Genomic DNA, 21,567 nt, shown 5'->3' with positions numbered 1-21,567 from the left:
CACCTGGCCTGGGCGGGCCTCGGCCGCAGCCGTCTGGGCTGTCTGGGCCGGCTGGGCCTAGCTCAGGCGGCCCTCGGCCGGGGCCGCCGCCCGCGGCGGCCGGCCGGGCACCGGCGTGACCGGGGCGAGGCGTCCTGTCGTGGCTCGCCGGGCACGGCTGGACCGTGAGCTCGTCCGGCGCGGCCTGGTGCGCTCCCGTGAGCAGGCCGGCGAGGCGATCGCGGGGGGACGGGTCCGGGTGGCCGGGCGGCCGGCGACCAAGCCCGCCACGGTCGTCGACGACACGACACCCATTGTGATCGTCGCCGGTGACGATCCCGGCTATGTGTCGCGGGGCGCTCACAAACTGCTCGCGGCCCTGTCCGCCTTCGGCGGGAACGCCACCGGCCAGCGGACCACTGGAAGCAGCGCTACTGGAAGCAGCGCCACCGGCGGCATCGGAAATACCGGCAGCGCCGATGGCGGCACGGCCGGAGGCGCCAGCGGCACCACCGGAAGCGGCGTCAGCGGCACGGCCGGAGGGACCGGCAATGTTTCCGAAGAGGCTCGCGGTGCGGCCGTCGGCACCGACGCGGGCGCCGACGCGGGCGCGGGCCGGCTGCGGGTGGCCGGGCGGCGCTGCCTGGACGCCGGGGCGTCCACCGGTGGTTTCACCGACGTGTTGCTGCGCCATGACGCCGCCGAGGTCGTGGCGGTCGACGTCGGGTACGGCCAGCTGGCCTGGCGGCTGCGCACCGACCCCAGGGTCACCGTCCTCGAGCGCACCAACGTCCGTTTCCTCACCGCGGAGGCGATCGGCGGGCCGGTCGACGTGGTCGTGGCCGACCTGTCGTTCATCTCGCTGCGGCTGGTGCTGCCGGCGCTGCGGGCCTGCGCCCGGCCGGCGGCCGACTTCGTCGTCCTGGTCAAACCGCAGTTCGAGGTCGGGCGCGCGGGCCTCGGGCCGGGCGGGGTGGTGCGCGACGTGGCCCTGCACGCCCACGCGGTGTGTCAGGTCGCGGATGCCGCGGCCGAACTGTCGCTGGGCGTGCGTGGCGTCGTCGCGAGCCCGCTGCCCGGGCCGGCGGGCAACGTGGAGTACCTGCTGTGGCTTGTCGGGGGCGCCCCGCCCATGCCACCGCCGCGGCTGACCGATGCGGTCGCCGCCGCGATCGCGGCCGGCCCGGCTGGTGGTCGCGCCACCACCGTCCCCCACTCCGGTCCCGTCCCTGACACCGCTGCTGTCCCCGACACCGCTGCTGTCCCTACCGCCGATTCTCTCCCCACCGCCTATCCTGGTTTCGATCCCGAGCCGTCCACCGAGCGTGACGAGGGCCGCCGATGAGCCGGAAAGCCCAGTGAGCCGGGAAGTCCTGGTGGTCACCCACCCGCGCCGTTCGGTCGTCCGGGAGATCGCACAACGGGTGCTGGACCAGTTCGTCGCCGCCGGGGTCGCCCCGCGGGTCCTGCGGGACGAGGCCGAACTGCTCGACCTGCGCTGCGACAACGTCGTCCCGCCCGACGACGCCGCCGCGTTCGGGGTCGAGCTGGTCCTCGTGCTCGGCGGGGACGGTAGCCTGCTGCGCGGGGCGGAGTTCGCGCGCACCGCCGACGCGCCGCTGCTCGGCGTCAACCTCGGCCATGTCGGTTTCCTCGCCGAGGCCGAGCCGGACGCGCTGGAGTCCACGGTTGACCATGTCGTCCGCAAGGACTACCAGGTCGAGGAGCGGATGACCGTCGACGTGGCGGTCCGCCACCGCGGCGAGCTGGTCTACGAGGGCTGGGCGCTCAACGAGATGTCGCTGGAGAAGGTCGACCGCGCCCGGATGCTCGAGTGCGTCGTCGAGGTCGACAACCGCCCGCTGTCCCGGTGGGGGTGCGACGGCATGATCTGTTCGACCCCGACCGGGTCGACGGCGTACGCGTTCTCGGTCGGCGGCCCGGTGATGTGGCCGGGTGTCGAGGCCCTGCTGGTCGCGCCGATCAGCGCCCACGCCCTGTTCGCGCGTCCGCTGGTGCTGGCCCCGACGTCGTCGGTCGCGATCGAGGTGCTGCCCGCCACGCCGGCCGTGCTGTCCTGCGACGGCCGGCGGTCGGTGGACGTCGAGGCGTTCTCCCGGATCGAGGTCGTGCGGGGCCGCCGCCCGGTGCGGCTCGCCGTGGTGCGCCCACGCCCCTTCACCGACCGGCTGGTCGCGAAGTTCGACCTCCCGGTGGCCGGCTGGCGGGGACGCGGGGGCCGGTGAACGCAGCGCGGCCACCCGCGCCGGCGGTGTGTCGCCCGGGCGGGCGGCGGCGCGGGCGCCGCACCCCATAGAGTCACGTTTGTGCTCGAGGAGGTTCGCATCCGCGGGCTCGGGGTCATCGACGACGCCGTGCTCGAGCTGGCGCCCGGCCTGACCGTGGTCAGCGGCGAGACCGGAGCCGGCAAGACCATGATCGTCCAGGGGCTCGGGCTGCTCACCGGCGGGCGCGCGGACGCCGGCCTGGTGCGCCCCGGCACGGCACGGGCCTTCGTCGACGGGCGGATGATCGTCCCGCCGGACGGCCCGGTGGCCGAACGGGTCCGCGACGCCGGTGGCGAGTGCGACGAGGACGGCCTTCTCCTCGGGCGGACGCTGACGGCCGAGGGCCGTTCCCGCGCGCACGTCGGCGGCCGGGCGGTGCCCGCCAGCGTCCTCGCCGAGGTCACCGACGGGCTGATCGCCATCCACGGCCAGTCCGACCAGCAGCGGCTGCTGCGGGCCGGAGAGCAGCGCGCCGCCCTCGACCGGTTCGCCGGCGACGCGGTCGCCCGGCCGCTGGCCGCCTACGCCACCGCCTACGCCCGGCTGCGCACCGTCTCCGCCCGGCTCGCCGAGATCACCGGCCGGGCCCGGGAGCGTGCCGCCGAGGCCGAGCTGCTGCGGGCCGGGCTCGCCGAGATCGAGAAGGTCGATCCCCGCCTCGGCGAGGACGCCGCGCTCGATGCCGAACTGCGCCGGCTGGAGCATGCCGAGACGCTCGCGCAGGCCGCCAGCGGCGCCCACGCCGTGCTGGTGTCCGACCCCGCCACCGGCGACAGCGTGCCGGGCGCCACCGACCTGGTGGGGACCGCCCACCGCGTGGTCGCGGCGGAGGCGTCCCTCGACCCGGCCCTGTCCGAGCTGGCCGACCGTCTGCGGGAGGCCGGGATGCTGCTCGCGGACGTCGCCGCGGACCTGGCCTCCTACGCCGCCGGGATCGACTCCGACCCGGCCCGGCTCGCCGCCGCCGCGGACCGCCGGGCGGCGCTGACGTCCCTTGCCCGCGCGCACGGCACCGACCTGGCCGGTGCCCTGGAATGGGCCGACCAGGCCGGGCGCCGCCTGCTCGAGCTCGACTCCGACTCCGACCAGGCCGGCGCGTGGGCGTCCGAACGCGACCGGCTGGTCACCGAGCTCGCCGGGCTCGCCGTGCGGATCTCCGCCGCCCGCGGGGACGCGGCGGAGAAGTTCGCCGAGGCGGTCGCGGCCGAGCTCGCCGGCCTGGCGATGCCGCGGGCCAAGGTCGAGGCGGTCGTCACGCAGCGTCCCGATCCGGCCGGCCTCCCCGTGGCCGGGCAGGTGCTCGCCTACGGCCCCACCGGGGTGGACGAGGTGGAGCTGCGGCTCGTACCGCATCCCGGGGCTCCGTCACGCCCGGTGCACAAGGGGGCGTCCGGGGGTGAGCTGTCCCGAGTGATGCTCGCCATCGAGGTCGTGCTCGCGGCCGGCGACGTCGCCACGACGATGGTCTTCGACGAGGTCGACTCCGGTGTGGGCGGGCGGGCCGCGGTCGAGGTCGGACGCCGCCTCGCCCGGCTGGCACGCACACACCAGGTGATCTGCATCACCCATCTGCCCCAGGTGGCGGCCTTCGCCGACCGCCATCTGGTGATCAACAAGGCCGACGACGGCTCGGTGACCCGCAGCGGGGTGACAGCCCTCGACGACACCGGCCGGGTCCGTGAGCTCTCCCGGATGCTCGCCGGCGTCGAGGAGAGCACGCTCGCCCGCGGCCACGCCGAGGAACTGCTCGCCAACGCCGCCGCCGACAAGGCCAACCTCCCCTGACCACGTCTGGGTTTTATGATTGCTACGCACGGTGGCAACAATGGTCGTACGGAATGGTCGTATGGCCACAACAATGGTCGTACGGCAGATGGCCCCGCCGCCGAGCCGCACCGCACCGAGTGCGTGATCAAGCACGGTGGCTCCGTCCCGGAAGGCCTCGTCCCGCGGGCCGACGCGCGCACCGGGCCTCGTGGATGCTCTGACGCAGCTGCCAGGGCTCGCGCGCGCCGGGTCCACGCGCGGCAACTACGGGAGATCGTCGAAGAGTACGAGCGGGAGCACGGCCCACTCGACATCGATGGCGTCCAGGACGCGCTGGCGGAATGGCCCGACAGCTCATGAGAGCGGAAGCTGTAGGTGGAAACCGTCGTCATCGCAGCGTTTTCCACCTACAGCTTCCGCGTTCGTAGGTGGTTTTCGTTGTCATGGTGACGTTTTCTGCCTACGGGCCAGGCGCGCACCACCGCCGGCCACGAGGGTGAGGCCGCAGCGAGTGGGACGTTCGGGGCAGGGGCGTCCGGTGGGGCATCGGGCGGGAAAACGTGGGGAAACCGGTCGTGGGGATGAAGGCGCCGCGGAGCAGGGCGAACCCGACGCGCGGACCATCCGCGGGGTGGCGGACCGCTCGCGGGGCGAGGGTCACAGCGGCGTGGGGATGGCGCGGATGTGGTTGTGCGTTCAAGTAGTGTCCTGTGAGGCCGCTGGGCGCCCGGCACGAGCAGTGACCGGGTTCCCAGCGGCCTGGGGATGCCGGACCCGTGACGACCTCGACCATCAGGAGTCCTGACTTTCATGACCGTCACCGACGCCGCCACCAGCGCCACCTCCGGCGCCGCCCTGGCACTGGACGCCGCCGCCGCGGATCTGTTGTTCCACACGGCCCAGACCGCGAACACCTTCAGCGACGAGCCAGTGTCCGACGAGCAGATCCGTGCCATCTACGACCTGGTCAAGTGGGCGCCGACCAGCATGAACTCCCAGCCGCTGCGGATCTTCCTGGTCCGTTCGCCCGAGGCGAGGGAGCGGCTGGTCGCGCATCTCAGCTCGGGTAACCAGGCCAAGACGCGGTCCGCGCCGCTGGCGGCCATCGTCGCCGCGGACGTCGACTTCCACGACAATCTGCCGCAGGTCTTTCCGCACCTGACGACGGCCAGGGACATCTTCGCCGAACCGACCTTCCGGGAGCACAGCGCGCGGTTCAACGCCGCCCTCCAGATCGGCTATTTCATTCTGGGCATCCGTGCCGCGGGACTCGCGGCCGGCCCGATGACCGGGCTCGACGCCGGCGCCGTCGACCGGGAGTTCTTCGCAGACAGGCCGCTGCGCACACTCGCGGTAATCAACATCGGCAGGCCGGGGGAGAACGCGTTCCGTTCCCGGTACCCCCGACTGGACTACGACCAGGTCATCTCCGTCCTCTGACAGCGACTTCCACCCGCCCGCCGTCCGCGTGGCTTCCTGCTGTTTTCCGAACCCCCGTCCGCGTCCCGCCCCGGCCGTCCGCGCCGCCCGCCCGGGGGCCACACTCCGAAGGATGTGAATGCGGTGCTGCCACAACAGCAGCGCATTCACGTCCTTCACATTTTTGTGAGCTGTTGCCCGCGTGAGATTTGGCGGAGCCCCAGGAACAATCCGAGGAACAGCGTGGGGCGGCGGGTGGCTGTGTTCGCGTGTTCTTGTGGGATTTTTGTCTGGTAGGGCGTTCGGCGAACGCGCGGCGGGCCGGATACGTGACCGTGCGGTTACGCGACGACTGGATGGTGATCACCTCCCGGGGGTGGTGGGTCTGTTGGATCATGATGGACGGGCGGCAGTTGTCTCGGGCGTGTCCCGACCCGGGGCGGGGGTGTTACCGTGAAATCCCGTGGACCGGCCGGGTACGGGTGTCCGGCCGGCGCAACCCACGGAAGGGTCCCAGCGTGGCGCAGGCGCACGTGACCAGGCACATCTTCGTGACCGGAGGGGTCGCCTCCAGTCTCGGCAAGGGGCTCACCGCCTCCAGCCTCGGTCGTCTCCTCAAGGCTCGTGGCCTCCGGGTCACCATGCAGAAGCTCGACCCCTACCTCAACGTCGACCCCGGCACGATGAACCCGTTCCAGCACGGGGAGGTCTTCGTCACCGACGACGGCGCCGAGACCGACCTCGACATCGGCCACTACGAACGGTTCCTGGACGTCAACCTCGACGGCAGCGCCAACGTCACCACCGGCCAGGTCTACTCGCAGGTGATCGCCCGCGAGCGCCGCGGTGGCTACCTCGGCCAGACGGTGCAGGTCGTCCCGCACATCACCGACGAGATCAAGGAGCGGATCCGCAGGCTCGCCACCGATGCCTGGGACGTGGTCATCACCGAGGTGGGCGGCACCGTCGGCGACATCGAGTCACTGCCCTACCTGGAGGCGATCCGCCAGGTACGGCACGAGGTCGGACGGGACAACGTCCTGACCGTCCACGTCAGCCTGGTGCCCTACCTGGCGCCGTCCGGGGAGCTGAAGACCAAGCCCACGCAGCATTCGGTGGCGGCGCTGCGCAGCATCGGCCTGCAGCCGGACGCGCTGGTCTGCCGGTCCGACCGGCCGCTGCCGGCCGCGCTCAAGAACAAGATCGCCCTGATGTGCGACGTGGACGACGAGGCCGTCGTCGGCGCGCCGGACGCGGCCTCGATCTACGACATCCCCAAGGTGCTGCACCGGGAGGGCCTCGACGCCTACGCGGTCCGCCGCCTGGGCCTGCCCTTCCGGGACGTCGACTGGACCGAGTGGGACACCCTGCTGCGCCGCGTCCACCGCCCGGCCAAGCTGGTCACGGTGGCGATCGTCGGCAAGTACGTCGACCTGCCCGACGCCTACCTGTCGGTCACCGAGGCGCTGCGGGCGGGCGGGTTCGCGGTGGACGCCCGGGTGGAGATCCGCTGGGTGCCCGCGGACACCTGCTCGTCCCCGCAGGCCACCGCGGTCGCGCTGGGCGGGGTGGACGGCGTGCTCGTGCCCGGCGGCTTCGGCATCCGCGGGATCGAGGGGAAGATCGAAGCGCTCCGGCACGCGCGGACGAACGGGATCCCGGCCCTGGGCCTGTGTCTGGGCCTGCAGTGCATGGTCGTCGAAGCGGCCCGCAACATGGCTGGGCTCACCGACGCGAACTCCACCGAGTTCGACTCGGACACGCCGCATCCGGTGATCTCCACGATGGCCGGCCAGCAGGCCGTGGTCGCCGGGGAACGGGACATGGGCGGCACGATGCGCCTCGGGCTGTACGCGTGCGCGCTCGCGCCCGGAACGGTCGCCCGGCGCGTGTACGGGGCCGCGGAGGTCGACGAGCGCCACCGGCACCGCTACGAGGTCAACAACGGCTACCGCGACCGGCTCACCGCCGCCGGGCTGGTGATTTCCGGGACGTCGCCGGACGGACGGCTCGTCGAGGTTGTCGAACTGCCGGTGGAGGTCCATCCGTTCTACGTCGGCACCCAGGCGCATCCAGAGTTCCGGTCCCGGCCGACACGGGCCCACCCGCTGTTCCGCGCGCTGGCCGCGGCGGCGGTCACGCACGCCGAGCAGCGCACCGGGGTGCTGCCGGTCGAGCTGCCCGACGGCATCGCGGACGTGGACGCCCAGGAGATGGTGGACGGCCAGGGGATACCGGCCGAGGTGCAGTGCTGTGAGGAGCTGGTGCCGTCGTGGCCCCCTACAACGTGACAACCGGCAGCGAGACGGCCGGCAGCGAGACGGCCGGCAGCGAGACGGCCGGCAGCGAGACGGCCGGCAGTGCGGGAGCTGGCAGTGCGGGGGAGCCCGGCGTGCGGGAACCGGACGGGGCATGGTCGGACGCTCCGTCCGTGGACAGTGCGCCCGCGGCTGGCGCGCCGTCCGCGGCGGCGAGCTACCGCTCCGACAGCGGGCACCGCTACGAGGTGGTGGAGTCCGACGTCGTCTTCACCGGGCGGATCATCCGGCTGCGCCGGGACATCGTGCGGATGCCGGACGGCGTGGTGTCCCAGCGTGACGTCATCATGCACCCCGGCGCGGTCGGGGTGGTCGCGTTGGACGAGTCCGGGCGGGTGGTGATGGTCAACCAGTACCGTCACCCCGTCCGCCGGCCTCTGTGGGAGCTGCCCGCCGGCATCCTCGACATCCCCGGGGAGCCGCTGGCGGCCGCCGCCGCCCGCGAGCTCGCCGAGGAGGCCCATCTCACGGCCGCCCGCTGGGACCTGCTCGTCGACGTCCTGGCCTCGCCCGGGATGACCGACGAGGCGTACCGCGTCTTTCTCGCCCGCGAGCTGGCGGTGATCCCGCCGTCGCGGCGGCACGTCGGCGTCCACGAGGAGGCCGAGCTGCGCACGCGGCGGGTGGATCTCGACGAGGCGGTGGCCGACGTGCTGTCCGGGACCATCACCAACGCCATGGCTGTGATCGGCATCCTGGCGGCGGCGACGGCCCGCGCCGGCGGGTTCGCCGCCCTGCGCGCCGCGGACGCACCCTGGCCGGACCGCCCAGCACCAGGAGTGCCCGTTGGATAGCCATCCGTATCCGCCCGGCCGGCGCTTCAGCGGGCCGGACGGGCGGGTGGGCGGAGCGGGCCGGGGCAGGCGGTCTTGGGTCAGTCGTTGCCGGTGAGGACGCTGCCGGCCTCGTTCACGACGACGGGGGCGTTCGCGGCGAGGACCACCGGGTCCAGCGGGAATGCCTGCCCGACGCCGGGCACGGCGAACGTCCCCTGCCAGATCACCGTAAGTGTGATCGTGTAGGTGCCGGGCTGGCGGTAGGCGTGCGACACGTAGGCGTCGGGATGCTCCCGGGGTGAGATCGCCGGGTCGAAGGGGCGGCCGGGGGAGTCCGGGCCGGTCGCGCCGTCCCCGAAGTCCCACCGGTAGTGGGGGACCGCGGTGATCGTGGCGAGCACCGGCTGGTCGACGTTGAAGACGAAGGCCGGCGGGACCGGTGTGTACACCACCGTCGGCAGGTTGGCGAAGCTGCGCCCGCTCGGCGCGACGACGAGCGTGGGCTTGGGCAGCGCCTGTTCCCGCAGGTAGTTGGTGAGCGCGGCCTGGACCTGCGCGAGGGTCGGGGCGGCACCGGGCTGCGGGTCGCACAGCGCGTTCGTGTCAGCGGCCGCCTCCGGGGCGGTCACCCACAGCAGTTCCTCGAAGCCGGTGGTCTCGGCCCCGATGTTGCAGTAGTTCAGCGGGACGACGCAGTCCCCGCAGCCGCCGCCCGCCCGCCGGCCCGCGCCGGTCGCCGGCGTCCGCTGCAGCCGCCCGCCGACGAAGATGTAGGTGTATCCGCTGTCGGTGGCGCGGGTGTCGCAGTATCCCCACAGGGCCGCGCAGGACCCGCCGGTCCGCCCGTCCGGTGCGGCGGCGGCGGGTGACACCACCGGCGGGAGCATCCCGAGCAGGGACGCCGTGACGACAAGGAGCACGACCGCCAGCACTCTCCCGGGACCGCCCAGCCGCTCCGGTGGCCCCGGGCGTTCCAGATGTCCAGGGTGCTCCGGGCCGGGGCACGGGTGAGCGTGCGGGGACGGGGCTGCCCGCGTCACGACGGCCCCGTGGTGTACAGGACGTTCTGGATGCGCCAGCCCGCCGTGCTCAGCACCAGCGTCGCGGTGGCGGCGCGGGCCGGCTGGGCGGGATAGGTCCGGACGGTGTTGCCGGCGGCGTCGAGCAGCCGGACGGCTCTGATCGCCACGGTCGCGCGCGCGGTGGCGGTCCGCTCCCCGGGCGGATCCATGACGACCGGGCCGACGGCGAGCGGATCCACGTCGGCGTGCCCGCCCTGGTCGTGGAAACCGCGGGTGACACCGACGTCGAGCATGCACGTCTGGCATCCCGGCATGGCTGTCAGGCTCACGTCCGCCACCCGTCCCTCCCGACTGGCCGTGTTGATCTCCGTGAAGTACGCCCGTACCGTCGCCAGCGCCGTCCTGGCCGGGTCGGCGGGCGGCGGCCCGGACAGTGTGGCCGCCGCCGGTGACACGGGCCCGGCCGGGCCTGGATCGCCGGTGACCGGCCCGTCCGGCTGGCCGGCCGGGCCGAACGACTGCGCCCTGGGCGGAGCCGGGGCACCCGTGGTGGCCGCACTGCCGCCACAGCCGGCCGCCACCGTGAGGACGATGGCGGCCAGCAGACACCGGGCCGGCAGACACCGGGCGTGTCGTGGCGGTCCACTGTCTGTCCGCATCAGATGTGAGGATAGCCTCAGCCCTTTACACGTACGGACAGGGGCTGGCAAATCGCCCCGGCAGACGCGTCGTCCCAGGTGGTCGGGTGCGATCCGCGCGATATGGGCGGAGGCCGCCCGCCGGGCACCTACACTCACGTCGATGGCGAGCCACGTACATCGACGACGAGCGCGGGCGTGGGGATGGGTTGATGGGCTGATGGCCGGCGAGTCCGTTGTCGCCCCTGGCGGTGACCATGCTGTCTCTGAGGATGACCGGCGCCCACCTGGCCTGACCGCGGCCCATACGGCCCATACGGCCGGTGCGGCTCACGCGGCCGGTGCGGCTCACGCGGCCGGTGCGGCTCACGCGGCCGGTGCGGCTCACGCGGCCGGTGCGGCCGGTGCGCGCAGGGTACGCGCGTGAGCATGCCGGCCGGCCCGGAGCCCGTGGCCGGGGACCCGGCCGTCGTGGTCGAGCGCTTCCTCGACCATCTGGCGGGCGAGCGCGGGCTCGCGCGCAACTCGGTCCTCGCCTACCGGCGCGACCTGCGCCGCTACCTGGAGCACCTGCACCTGCGCGGGGTGCGTTCGCTGGCCGATGTGGACGAGTCCGAGGTGGCCGAGTTCGCGGCCACCCTCCGGGAGGGGGCCGGCGAGCACCCGCCGCTGGCGACGTCGTCGGTGGCGCGGATGCTCGTCTCGGTCCGGTCGCTGCACCGCTTCGCCGCGCGGGAGGGCGAGGTCACCTCGGACGTCTCCCGGCCGGTGCGCCCGCCGACCCCGCCGCGCCGGCTGCCCAGGGCGCTCACCGTCGACCAGGTGGTGGCCGTTCTGCGCGCCGCGTCCGCGTCCGCCGCCGGCGGTCCCGGCGGTGATCCCGCCGAGGGGAGCCGGCAGCTGCGGGCGGCCGCGCTGCTGGAACTGCTCTACGGGACGGGCGCGCGCATCTCCGAGGCCGTCGGCCTCGACGTCGACGACCTGGATCTGGACGCGGCGTCGGTGCGGCTGCGCGGCAAGGGTGGCCGGGCCCGGGTCGTCCCGCTCGGCCGGTACGCCGGGGAGGCGCTGGCCGCCTACCTGGTCCGGGCGCGGCCGGTGCTGGCGAGCCGGCGGGCGTCCCCGGCGGTCTTCCTGTCCCGGCGGGGGACCAGGCTGTCGCGGCAGAGCGCCTGGACGGTGCTGCGGACCGCGGCCGTGGCGGCCGGCGTGGAGGGCGTGTCACCGCACGTGCTGCGGCACTCCTTCGCGACCCACCTGCTCGACGGCGGGGCCGACGTGCGGGTTGTCCAGGAGCTGCTGGGCCACGCGTCGGTGAGCACCACCCAGATCTACACGCTGGTCACGGTGGACCGGCTGCGCGAGGTGTACGCGACGTCGCATCCCCGGGCGCTGGGCAGCGCCCGGCCGGCCCGGAGCTGACGCGCTCCCGGCGCACACCCGCCACCTGCGCACGCCACCTGCGCACGCCACCTGGAGACGCTGCCCGGCTCATGCCGCCTCGCCTGTGGCCGCCCGCCCACGGCAGGACGGCCGGGCTGGCCGCGGGTGGGGCCACCAGCGGATGGGCGCCCGCCCGCGTCTGTCGGCCTGCCCTGTCGCCGGGCAGGCCGCGCGGCTCAGGACGGGGTGTACGGCCCCAGGCTCGGCATGCCGTTGGACGGGGCCGGCGTGGGCACCCCTCCGACGCCTCCGACGCCCTGCGTGCTGCGCTCGGCGAGTGTCTCGCCGACCTTGCGCGCGATCGCCTCCATCAGGCGCAGTGCCTGCGGCAGCGACAGGTTGAGCACCACTTCGCTGTCGTTCGTCATCGCGAAGCGAACCGATACGTCCGCCATTGCTCGACCTCTTCCGCCTGGTTCTGTGGATCTCGCCGCTGTTCGTGGAATGGAACGGTACGACCCGTCCTCGAACGACGCGCGGCCGGGGTTGTCCAACGTTCCATGGATGTCACGCAACGCCATGTCATGGTCGCGAAGTGTTGTAAGAACGGAATTGTTTCCGTCGTTCACCTTCTGCCGCTCCTCTGCCTGATCGGTACGGCCGCGTCCGTTGAGAAGACTCCCGCCCCCCGGCGTCCGCCGGCGTTCTACAGGACGATCAACGCCCGTAGCTGTCACGTTGTTCAGGCATAGTCCCGCATTCGCTCCCGGGTCGGGTGACCGGGGGTACCCATGGGTGAACCCAGGCGTATGGATACACTTCGAGCCAGTCGGAAGTACTCGGGGTGGCAGGATCAGGAGCGGTGGCCCGGCCGGGCCGGGTGACCAGGCTGGCCAGAGCGGGCTGGTCAGGGCCGGTTCGAGGGCAGGGCGGGTTCGGGCGACACCGGCCTCTCGGTGTTCCGGGGCCGCTTCGCCGCCCACCGGCCTCCGTGACCGGCGACGGATGCGCCTGATCGGTCCGCCGGCGATCAGAATGCCCTGTGGGCGGGTCATGCGGCAGGATGTGGCCCATGGGCTCTCCTGGCGATCTACCTGACGTCTCGTTGTTGACGATCTCCATCCTTGGTGGCACGGGACCACAGGGCCGCGGGCTCGGGCGCCGTCTGGCCATCGCGGGCAACCGGGTCGTGCTGGGCTCGCGTTCCGCCGAGCGCGCCGGGGAGACCGCCGCGAAACTGGGCGCGGCCGGCTGGGCTGTCACCGGCGCGGACAACGCCACCGCCGCCGCCGCCGGCGACATCGTGATCGTCGCCGTGCCCTGGGACGGCCACGGCGAGCTGCTCACCAGCCTGCGCGCCGAGCTCGCCGGCAAGATCATCATTGACTGCGTCAACCCGCTCGGCTTCGACAAGGGCGGCGCGTTCGTGCTCCCGGTGCCCGAGGGCAGCGCGGCCCAGCAGGCTGCGGCACTGCTGCCGGAGAGCGCTGTGGTGGCCGCGTTCCACCATGTCAGCGCGGTGCTGCTGGAGGACGAGACGGTCAGCGAGATCGACACCGACGTTCTTGTCCTGGGTGACGACCGGCAGGCCACCGACACCGTCATAGCCCTGGCGGGCCGGATCGCCGGCATCCGCGGGGTCTACGCGGGCAAGCTGCGCAACGCCGCCTCCGTCGAGGGGCTGACCGCGAACCTGATCTCGGTGAACAGGCGTTACAAGTCCCACGCGGGGCTACGTGTGACAGACGTTCAGTAACGTTTGGCGGTAATAGCTAGCTGTAGCAGCAGGTAGCAGCAGGTAGTGGCAGCTCGAGTCAGGCGTTCTGTGGCGAATGTTTCATCACAGTGTTCCCCCACGGGCGTCCGGCGTTCCCCCGCGGACGTCCGGCCCGGCTGGCGGGCCCGGCTGGCGTAGGTGGCAATCGACCGGGGTAGGTGGCGACGGTGACGGCGAGCGGCCGGGACGATCCCGGCATCGACGATCTCAGTAACATCGACGATCTTGGTGACGAAGTGGACGATCTTGGTAACGAGGTGGCGGTGCCCCGGCGGGTGACCCGTGTGGTCTCACTCGTCCCCAGCCTGACCGAAGCCATCGCGCACACCGCGCCCGGCCTGCTGGTCGGGGCGACGGCCTGGTGCTCCCGCCCGGCCGACCTCGACGTGACCCGCGTGCGCGGGACGAAGAACCCGGACATCGCCACGATCCTCTCCCTCGCCCCGGACGTGGTCTGCGCCAACGCCGAGGAGAACCGGGACGTCGATCTCGACCAGCTCCGGGCGGCCGGCGTCCCGGTGTGGGTGACGGCGCCGGCCAGCGTGGACGCCGCCCTGGTCAGCCTCGAGCGGATGCTGCGGGGCGCCTGCCGCCTCGACCGGCCGGACTGGCTGGCCGCCGCCCGCGCGACCTGGGCGGCCCCATACCGCGGGCCGCGGCGCAGCGCGCTGGTCCCGGTGTGGCGCCGGCCCTGGATGGCGGTGGGGCGGGAGACGTTCACCGGTGACGTCCTGCGCCGGCTCGGGGTCGACAACGTGCTCGCCGGCCATCCGCAGCGTTATCCCCGGATCCACCTGGACGAGGTGCCGCCCGTCGACCTGGTGGTGCTGCCCGACGAGCCGTACCCGTTCAGCCCCGCCGACGGCCCGGAGGCGTTCGGGGACACCCCGGTGGTGTGCGTCTCCGGCCGCCACCTGACCTGGTACGGGCCGTCCCTGGTATCGGCCCGCGCCGTCCTCGACGCCCAGCTCTCCCACCCGGTCACCACCCCCGCCCGCACCTGACATCCGCGGTGCCGTCGCCGCCGGCCCATGCCGGGGCCGGAGATAGGGCTGTCACGAACGGATACCACCCGCCCACGTCACGTCTTCTGATCAGCCCTGAAGGACGTGGGCGTGATGCTTTGACGACAACCGCTGGGCGGGCCTGGTGGTGGCGGCCTGCCCAGCGGTGTCGGGTGTGCTCAGTGGTAGCTGTGTTCGATGGTGGGGAAGGTGCCGCCGCGGACCTCCTCGGTGAAGCGCAGCGCCGCGTCGGCGAGGATGGAGCGCAGGTCGGCGTAGTGCTTGACGAACCGGGCGTGCGCGTCGGAGAGGCCGGCCATGTCCTGCCAGACCAGGACCTGCGCGTCGCAGTCCGGACCGGCCCCGATACCGATGACCGGGATGGTCAGCTCCTTGCTCACCCGGGCGGCGAGATCGGACGGGACCACCTCGAGCACGACGGCGAACGCGCCGGCCGCCTCCAGCGCGAGCGCGTCGGCGAGCAGGGCGTCACCGGCGTTGCCGCGGCCCTGCACCCGGTAGCCGCCGAGGACGTTCACGCTCTGCGGGGTCAGCCCGAGGTGGGCCATGACCGGGATGCCGGCTGCCACCAGCGCGGCGACCTGCGGGACCACCCGGGCGCCCCCTTCGAGCTTGACCGCCTGGGCGCCGCCGTCCTTCAGGAAACGCGCCGCGTTGTCGATCGCCTGCTCCACCGACTTCTGGTAGGAGCCGAAGGGCAGGTCCGCGACGACCATCGCGTGGGTGGTTCCGCGGACGACCGCGCGTACCAGCGACAGCATCTCCTCCACCGTCACCGGGACGGTGGTGTCGTAGCCGTAGACGACGTTGGCCGCCGAGTCGCCGACGAGCAGCACCGGCACGCCCACCTCGTCGAAGATGCGGGCGGTGGTCGCGTCGTAGGCGGTGAGCATCGCCCACTTCTCCCCGCGGTCCTTCGCTGCCTGGACCTCCCGGACGGTGGTCCGGCCGCGGCGGGCCGCGCTGCCGCGGGCCGCCGCGGCCGGCCCTGATCCTGATCCTCCCGCTGAGCTGCCCGGTGCCGTCGACGCGCCGTACAGCGTCGTCGCTTCCCCGGCCGCGGCGGTGGGCGCGGCGGAACAGACTTCCGCTGTCCTGTTCATGCGATCTCCTGTTGGTCCGTCCGGGCGCTGGCGCGTCCCGGCGTCCCCTCCATGCTGCCACCGGGGCGGAAACAGATGCGTCGTGGCCTGGCTCACCGTAGGCTTCGATCTTGGATGTAGGGGGCGCCATCCGACGGTCGGGACACAACTTCGGCGGACGGGACCTATGGGGCACAGCAGGAACCACAGAGGTGGACGGCAGTGGCCGCGGGTGAGCGGGCGCGCTGTGTCGAACCCGATGCCGAACCCGATGCCGGACCCGATGCCGGGCCTGTCGCGGTATCCGGCGTGGCGCCGCCGACGGCTCTCGACGCCGCCCTCGCCACCGTTGCCGGCACGGCCCTCGATAGGGCCCGGGGCGTGCCGGTCACGGCCCGCGGGACGGCCCGTGCGGTGGCCTCCGGCATGGGGTTCGACCAGGTGTACCCGGGCCGGCCGTCCGCGGGCCGGGGCCGGGGCGGGACGTCCGTCGTGACGATGCCGGGCGGATGCGCGTCCGGGCCGGCGCGATCGGCGGCCGGCGAGCAGCACCACCCACCTGTCGACCGGCGCGGGCCCGAGCCGGCGCGGCCACCGATGCGCGCGCCGGGGCGTCCCCGCGACACCCGCCGGGACGAAGCGATCATCAGCGCGACCCTGCACACGCTCGCCGACTACGGGTTCGCCGGGCTGTCGATGGAGGCGGTCGCGGCGCGGGCCGGGGTCGGCAAGGCAACGGTCTACCGGCGGTGGCCGACCAAGGACGCCCTGGTCGTCGAGGCACTGGGCACCCTTGCGGATCTCTCGGGCGGGGCACAGACCGGGTCGCTGCGCGACGATCTCGTCGCCTGGCTGAACACCGTGCGCAAGCACAGCATCCAGACGCTGGCCGGTCGCATCCTGCCCAGGCTGCTGGCCGAGAAGGAGGAACATCCCGATCTGTTCGAGGCCTACCGCCGGCGGGTCATGGCACCGGTGCGGGACCGGGTGGCCGCTCTGCTGCGTGACGGCATCGTCTCGGGGGAACTGAGCCCCGACATCGACATCGACATGATCATCGACATGCTGGTCGGCTCCGTCGCCTACTGGCAGTACACCGGGCACCTGCGTGACGTCAGCGGCTCCCGGATCACCGGGGTGGTCGACACGGTCCTGCGCGGGATCCTCCAGCGTTCCGGGCCCGACACGGCCGAGCTGCCGGCGGGCCAGCCGACAGCGGGGATACCGGCCGTCGGCTGACCCGCTGGCCACACCGGCGTGACGGGCCGCGGCCCGCCGCTGTCACCCCGCCGCCGAATGATCGCGTCATCTTTGGCCCAGGGTGCCGCCAATCCGGACTCGGCTGTGACAATACGTCACGGGTCTGGTTGTCGGGATGCCGTGCCGGGGCGTTCGGACAGGCCAGTCGCTAAGGTCGGCTGGGAGCTATCCGATCGGTGCTCTTTGGACCACCTGCCCGCCCGCGACGGCGAGCCGACATCGTTCAGCCCTCTTCAGCGCGGAGGCTGCCATGGACAAGCAGCAGGAGTTCGTTCTGCGAACCCTCGAGGAACGCGACATCCGGTTCATCCGGTTGTGGTTCACCGACGTCCTCGGCGTGCTGAAGTCCGTCGAGATCGCGCCGGCCGAACTGGAGGGGGCGCTCGCCGAGGGCATCGGGTTCGACGGGTCGTCCATCGAGGGCTTCGCCCGGGTCCACGAGGCGGACATGCTCGTCAAGCCGGATCCGTCGACCTTCCAGGTGCTGCCCTGGCGCGGGGACAGCCCGGTGACCGCGCGGATGTTCTGCGATCTCGTCATGCCGGGTGGCGCGCCGTCCCCGGCGGATTCCCGCTGGGTCCTGCGGCGGACGCTGGCCACCGCGGCGGAGGCCGGTTTCACCTTCTACACCCATCCCGAGATCGAGTTCTTCCTGTTGCGGCAGCCGCCGCGGCGCGGTGCGCCGGTGCCGCCGCCGGTCGACGACTCCGGGTATTTCGACATCACGCCGAACGACATCAGCCATGATTTCCGGCAGCAGGCCATCGGGGTGCTCGAGCGGCTGGGTATCTCCGTCGAGTTCAGCCACCACGAGGTGGCGCCCGGCCAGCAGGAGATCGACCTGCGATACGCCGACGCCCTGACGATCGCCGACAATATCATGACATTTCGTCAGGTGGTGAAGGAGGTCGCGCTGCGGCAGGGTATCTACGCGACGTTCATGCCGAAGCCGTACAGCGACCAGGCCGGGTCGGGCATGCACACCCACCTCAGCCTTTTCGAGGGTGACCGGAACGCTTTCTACGACCCGACCGACCCCTATCATCTCTCCAAGGTCGCGCAGGCTTTCATCGCCGGTCTGCTCGTTCACGCGGCCGAGATCACCGCGGTGACCAACCAGTGGGTGAACTCCTACAAACGGATCGTCGGCGACCAGCGTGCCGGTGAGGTGCTGGAGGCGCCCGCCTATGTGTGCTGGGGGCACAACAACCGTTCCGCCCTGGTGCGGATACCGTTGCACAAGCCGAACAAGCCGAACGCGACCCGGATCGAGTTCCGGTCGCCGGACAGCGCCTGCAATCCCTATCTGGCGTTCGCGTTGATACTCGCCGCGGGCCTGCGGGGCATCCAGGAGGGGTACGAGCTGCCGCCGCCGGCGGCGGACGACGTGTGGACCCTGACCGAGCCGCAGCGCAACGAGCGGGGCATCACGGCGCTGCCCGGCACGCTGGAGGAGGCGATCGCGACCATGGAGCGGTCGGAGCTGGTGCGCGACACGCTCGGCGCCGACCTCTTCGAGTTCTTCCTGCGGAACAAGCGGGCCGAGTGGGCCGAGTACCGCCGCCAGGTCACGCCGTTCGAGATCGACCGGTACCTGCCCGTTCTCTGACCGGCCCTGTTCCGTGACAGGCCCTGTTCTCTGGCCGGCCTCCGTCCCTCTGGCCGGCCCTGGGCGGGGACGGTCGTGACCGTCCCGTGGCCGGGCCGGGAAGGTCTGCCACGCGGGTCCGCCCGGTCCGCTGAAAAGGTGATATCGGGTAACTGGTGGCCAGTCGTCGAGAAATAGCGTGAAACGATTTACCTGAATCCGGATTCGGACCCATGGCGACTGGAAGTGGCCGGTTGCTTGCGCTCCGCCGCTCTGGCCTCTAAAGTCCAGTCCCGATGGACCGCAAAAGCGGCCTGTGACGACCTGGCCGAGGTATGCGGCGAACTGTGTCGGCCATACGGCCGTGCTTCCGTGCCCGTCGTCCACCGGGTGCGGTCGCCTGCGGTTCATCACATATGAAAAAGGCACCTGGAACAGCCGCGGAACAGCTCCGTGGAACAGCTCCGTGGAACAACGCGCAGGCCCGGCGGAACAGGCGTGCGGACAGGTGCGATCATTATCGGCCGTTCAGCGGGCGATGACATCCGAAAGGGAAACGTGATGACGACTACAACTGGCCTGGACGCCGCCGAGCTGGCGGCGGAACACGCCGAGCTGCTTCCGGAGCGTTCGGCGATGGCCGTCTGGGACTACACCGACCTCGGCTGGGCCGCTGGGCTCTTCGGCGGTCTGTTCGCCACGGCGGCCGACTACGTCGGCGGCGCCTTCTTCGTCCAGTTCTGACGGGATGTCGGGCCGGTGTCCGACCAGTGGCCTTCCGGCCGGCCGACGGCGGCGCGACCCTTTTCTCCCGCGCGCCGCCGACGGCCGGCCCGATGACGGCGCGGCCGGCCACCGCCGACACCCCGGCGGTGGCCGGCACCCTTGGAGGCAGCGCCGGGATGGCGGTGGCCGGTACCTCTGGAGGCAGCGCCGTCCCGGCGGTGGCCGTGCCCCGGCGCCCGGCCGCCGCCGGGGGGCTGCGGATGCTCGGTGAGTTCACCGGGTCGGGCCTGCGCGGCCAGGTCTTCCTGGTCCGTCGGCGGGACGGCCAGGTCATCACACTCACCGGTCTGCTGCGGCACATCGTCGACGCCGCGGACGGCAGCCGGGACATCCCCGCGATAGCGCAGCGGGTACGGACGGCCAGCGGACGCGCGGTCAGCGCGGGCGACGTCGAGCACCTGCTGGCGGCGAAACTGATCCCCCTCGGAGTGATCGCGGACGGTCACGGGGCCACCGCGGCTCCCCGGGCGACCCCGCTGCTGGGGCTCGCCGGCCGCCGCACACTCGTGCCGGAGCCGGCCGTGGGCACGCTCGCGCGCCTGCTCGCGCCGCTGTTCCGGCCGATGGTCGTAACCGGTGTCCTGACCGCCCTGGCCATCGTGGACGCCTGGCTGTTCACCTCGCTGCTCACCCCGACCGGTACCGATTCCGCTGCTGGTTACGGTGCCGGCGCACGGATACACCACGTGCTGGCCAGTCCGGCGCTCGTCCTCGCGGTCCTCGGCGGCACGCTCACGTCCATGATCTTCCACGAATGCGGCCATGCCGCCGCCTGCCACTACGGAGGCGGCCGGCCGGGGGTGATCGGATGCGGCATCTATCTGCTGTGGCCGGCCTTCTACACCGACGTCACCGACGCCTACCGGCTGGACCGCGCCGGCCGGCTGCGCACCGACCTCGGCGGGGTGTACTTCAACGCGATCGCCATCGTCGGCCTCGGGGCCGCCTACGCGGTCAGCCGCGCGGACGCGCTCGCCGTCGTCGTCCTGCTCGTCCATCTGGAGGCGTTCCGGCAGCTCGTACCGGTGGTCCGGCTGGACGGATACTATATTCTGAGCGATCTCGCCGGGGTCCCGGACCTGTTCGCCCGGATCGGGCCGGTGCTGTCCAGCCGGCTGTACCAGACGCGTGAGCGCTGCCGGCGGTGGGCCCCCAGCAGAGGACGGCACCGACGCCGCGGTCGTCACCACGACCGGATCCGTGCCCGAGGCCATGCCTCCGAGCGGGCCTCCGACCGGGCCCGCGTCCAGGGCCGGCAGCGGGGTCACGGCCAGGCCCCGGATCCGCGGGTGACGGCGCTCACCCGCCGGGCGCAACGGACGATCACGGTATGGGTGCTGGTCGTGGCCCCGCTGCTGGCCGCCAACCTCGTCCTCATCATCATGATTGCTCCGAGCGTGGTCGCCCGGTCCGTGAGTGCGCTGCGGGAGCGGGCCGGGCTCGTCGCGCACGCCGCCGGGGCGGGGGAGCCGACAGTCATGATCGTGGACGCGCTGGGCGCCGTCATCCTCGCGCTTCCGGCGGCCGGTATCGCCTTCCTGCTGCTGCGGCTGGCCGGCGCGGGTGCCCGGGCGGCGGTCGCCACCGGACGGGGCGGCCCGGGGCGCGCGCTGGCCACCGGCCTCGGCACGATCATCGTCCTCGGGGCCGTCCTGACGTCCTGGCTGCGCTGAGCGGACGCCGACGGGGCGGTCTGGGGCCAGGATGGACGGGTGGGCGACCTTTCCCAGACCGGGGCGACCCGGCGGACCGGGGAGGCACGCATGCCTGGCGACCTCGGCGGCACGCACCCCCGGGGCAGCTCCGTGCAGGCGCAGCTGGCCCGGATGGGCTTCACCAACGTGGACAGGTCCGCCGTCACGGTCCGCCGGCTCGGCCTGGTCGGCCCCGACGACGAACATCCGCCCGGTGCCTCTGGTGCCGGCACGTCGTCCGGTGTGGGCGATCTTCACGACAGCGCACTGCTGGCGGAGCTCGCCAGGGCCGCCAACCCCGATCTCGCGCTCGCGGCGCTCGAACGGATCGTGGAGACCGCGCCGGCCGGCGTCGGGCGTGACCTGCTCGCCGCCCTGGGCACCCGGCCCGGCCTGCGCACCCGGCTGGTGGCGGTGCTCGGGGCGAGTGCCGCCCTCGGCGACCATCTCGTCCGGCATCCCACCGACTGGCGGGTGCTCGCCGACGACGACCTGACGCGGACACCACCGGACGCCGGCCTGACGCGGGCGCGGCTGCTGCGCGCCGTCGGGGCGGACCCGGACGCGCCCCTGCCCCGGGCCGCCGGTGACAACACCGGCATCCTCGACGTGTTACGGGTCGCCTACCGCCGGTCCCTGATGATCCTGGCGGCACGCGACCTGACCGGCGCGGTGTCCCTCGACGACGCCACCGCGGAGCTGGCCGACCTGGCCGCGGCCGCGCTGGACGCGGCGCTCGCGGTCGCGCGCTCGGCGCTGTCGCCG

Annotated in this window: 18 protein-coding genes and 1 pseudogene; 15 read left to right on the top strand and 4 right to left on the bottom strand. The window is 72.8% G+C overall.

The genetic code is table 11. The features are described from left to right. Window positions 1-139 precede the first annotated feature (139 nt). From NBX02_RS16365 to NBX02_RS16335, 7 genes are all read left to right on the top strand, one after another. Window positions 140-1,324 carry a TlyA family RNA methyltransferase gene (locus tag NBX02_RS16365; RefSeq protein ID WP_250281843.1) on the top strand — a complete coding sequence of 395 codons (1,185 nt, stop codon included), beginning with the start codon at window positions 140-142 and terminating at the stop codon, window positions 1,322-1,324. A gap of 13 nt (window positions 1,325-1,337) precedes the next feature. Continuing rightward, a complete protein-coding gene (locus tag NBX02_RS16360; RefSeq protein ID WP_250281842.1) occupies window positions 1,338-2,225 on the top strand; it encodes an NAD kinase in 888 nt (295 codons plus the stop codon). A gap of 81 nt (window positions 2,226-2,306) precedes the next feature. Then, window positions 2,307-4,052, top strand: a complete 1,746-nt coding sequence (gene recN, locus NBX02_RS16355; RefSeq protein ID WP_250281840.1) for a DNA repair protein RecN — start codon at window positions 2,307-2,309, stop codon at window positions 4,050-4,052. A 15-nt stretch (window positions 4,053-4,067) separates the two neighbouring features. After that, a complete protein-coding gene (locus tag NBX02_RS16350) occupies window positions 4,068-4,394 on the top strand; it encodes a hypothetical protein (RefSeq protein WP_250281838.1) in 327 nt (108 codons plus the stop codon). A 450-nt stretch (window positions 4,395-4,844) separates the two neighbouring features. Further along, window positions 4,845-5,474, top strand: coding sequence for a malonic semialdehyde reductase (locus NBX02_RS16345; RefSeq protein WP_250281836.1), 630 nt, complete (start codon window positions 4,845-4,847; stop codon window positions 5,472-5,474). Between the two features lie 497 nt (window positions 5,475-5,971). Further along, window positions 5,972-7,744 (top strand): CTP synthase, encoded by a 1,773-nt coding sequence (locus NBX02_RS16340; RefSeq protein ID WP_445548475.1) that lies wholly within the window; start codon window positions 5,972-5,974, stop codon window positions 7,742-7,744. Between the two features lie 215 nt (window positions 7,745-7,959). Further along, window positions 7,960-8,565, top strand: a complete 606-nt coding sequence (locus NBX02_RS16335) for an NUDIX domain-containing protein (protein ID WP_250281860.1) — start codon at window positions 7,960-7,962, stop codon at window positions 8,563-8,565. 80 nt (window positions 8,566-8,645) lie between these two features. On the opposite strand, the gene NBX02_RS16330 is transcribed toward NBX02_RS16335, so the two are convergent. Beyond that, a complete protein-coding gene (locus NBX02_RS16330; RefSeq protein WP_250281835.1) occupies window positions 8,646-9,467 on the bottom strand; it encodes a PKD domain-containing protein in 822 nt (273 codons plus the stop codon). Window positions 9,468-9,583: 116 nt separating this feature from the next. Continuing rightward, window positions 9,584-10,150 (bottom strand): hypothetical protein, encoded by a 567-nt coding sequence (locus tag NBX02_RS16325; RefSeq protein ID WP_250292057.1) that lies wholly within the window; start codon window positions 10,148-10,150, stop codon window positions 9,584-9,586. Between the two features lie 486 nt (window positions 10,151-10,636). Here NBX02_RS16325 and NBX02_RS16320 point away from each other — a divergent pair, with 486 nt between their 5' ends. Next, complete coding sequence (locus NBX02_RS16320) at window positions 10,637-11,629, top strand: tyrosine recombinase (protein ID WP_250281858.1); 993 nt, start codon at window positions 10,637-10,639, stop codon at window positions 11,627-11,629. Between the two features lie 197 nt (window positions 11,630-11,826). On the opposite strand, the gene NBX02_RS16315 is transcribed toward NBX02_RS16320, so the two are convergent. Continuing rightward, window positions 11,827-12,045: a hypothetical protein gene (locus tag NBX02_RS16315; protein WP_013874442.1), complete on the bottom strand. Its 219-nt coding sequence runs from the start codon at window positions 12,043-12,045 to the stop codon at window positions 11,827-11,829. A gap of 617 nt (window positions 12,046-12,662) precedes the next feature. Between NBX02_RS16315 and npdG the strand changes: the two genes are divergently transcribed. Continuing rightward, on the top strand, window positions 12,663-13,346 hold the full coding sequence (npdG, locus tag NBX02_RS16310; RefSeq protein WP_250281833.1) for an NADPH-dependent F420 reductase: 684 nt from the start codon (window positions 12,663-12,665) through the stop codon (window positions 13,344-13,346). 218 nt (window positions 13,347-13,564) lie between these two features. Then, window positions 13,565-14,371, top strand: coding sequence for a helical backbone metal receptor (locus NBX02_RS16305; RefSeq protein WP_445548476.1), 807 nt, complete (start codon window positions 13,565-13,567; stop codon window positions 14,369-14,371). Window positions 14,372-14,550: 179 nt separating this feature from the next. Here NBX02_RS16305 and panB read toward each other — a convergent pair whose 3' ends face one another. After that, entirely contained in the window at window positions 14,551-15,495 is a 945-nt protein-coding gene (gene panB, locus NBX02_RS16300; RefSeq protein ID WP_250281831.1) for a 3-methyl-2-oxobutanoate hydroxymethyltransferase, read from the bottom strand. Window positions 15,496-15,783: 288 nt separating this feature from the next. Here panB and NBX02_RS16295 point away from each other — a divergent pair, with 288 nt between their 5' ends. The 5 genes and pseudogenes from NBX02_RS16295 to NBX02_RS16275 all read left to right on the top strand — a co-directional run. After that, on the top strand, window positions 15,784-16,713 hold the full coding sequence (locus NBX02_RS16295) for a TetR/AcrR family transcriptional regulator (protein WP_250281829.1): 930 nt from the start codon (window positions 15,784-15,786) through the stop codon (window positions 16,711-16,713). Between the two features lie 271 nt (window positions 16,714-16,984). Continuing rightward, window positions 16,985-18,343, top strand: a complete 1,359-nt coding sequence (locus tag NBX02_RS16290; RefSeq protein WP_250281827.1) for a glutamine synthetase family protein — start codon at window positions 16,985-16,987, stop codon at window positions 18,341-18,343. 540 nt (window positions 18,344-18,883) lie between these two features. Beyond that, window positions 18,884-19,066: a hypothetical protein gene (locus tag NBX02_RS16285; RefSeq protein ID WP_250281826.1), complete on the top strand. Its 183-nt coding sequence runs from the start codon at window positions 18,884-18,886 to the stop codon at window positions 19,064-19,066. A gap of 26 nt (window positions 19,067-19,092) precedes the next feature. Further along, window positions 19,093-20,781, top strand: a complete 1,689-nt coding sequence (locus NBX02_RS16280; RefSeq protein WP_250292055.1) for a hypothetical protein — start codon at window positions 19,093-19,095, stop codon at window positions 20,779-20,781. Between the two features lie 39 nt (window positions 20,782-20,820). Further along, window positions 20,821-21,567 (top strand): annotated as a pseudogene (locus tag NBX02_RS16275) (bifunctional [glutamine synthetase] adenylyltransferase/[glutamine synthetase]-adenylyl-L-tyrosine phosphorylase); the annotation flags it as partial.

Source organism: Protofrankia sp. CiP1_Cm_nod1 (assembly GCF_920888515.1).
Taxonomy (GTDB): Bacteria; Actinomycetota; Actinomycetes; order Frankiales; family Frankiaceae; genus Protofrankia.
This window is presented reverse-complemented; position numbering and strand designations above follow the sequence as displayed.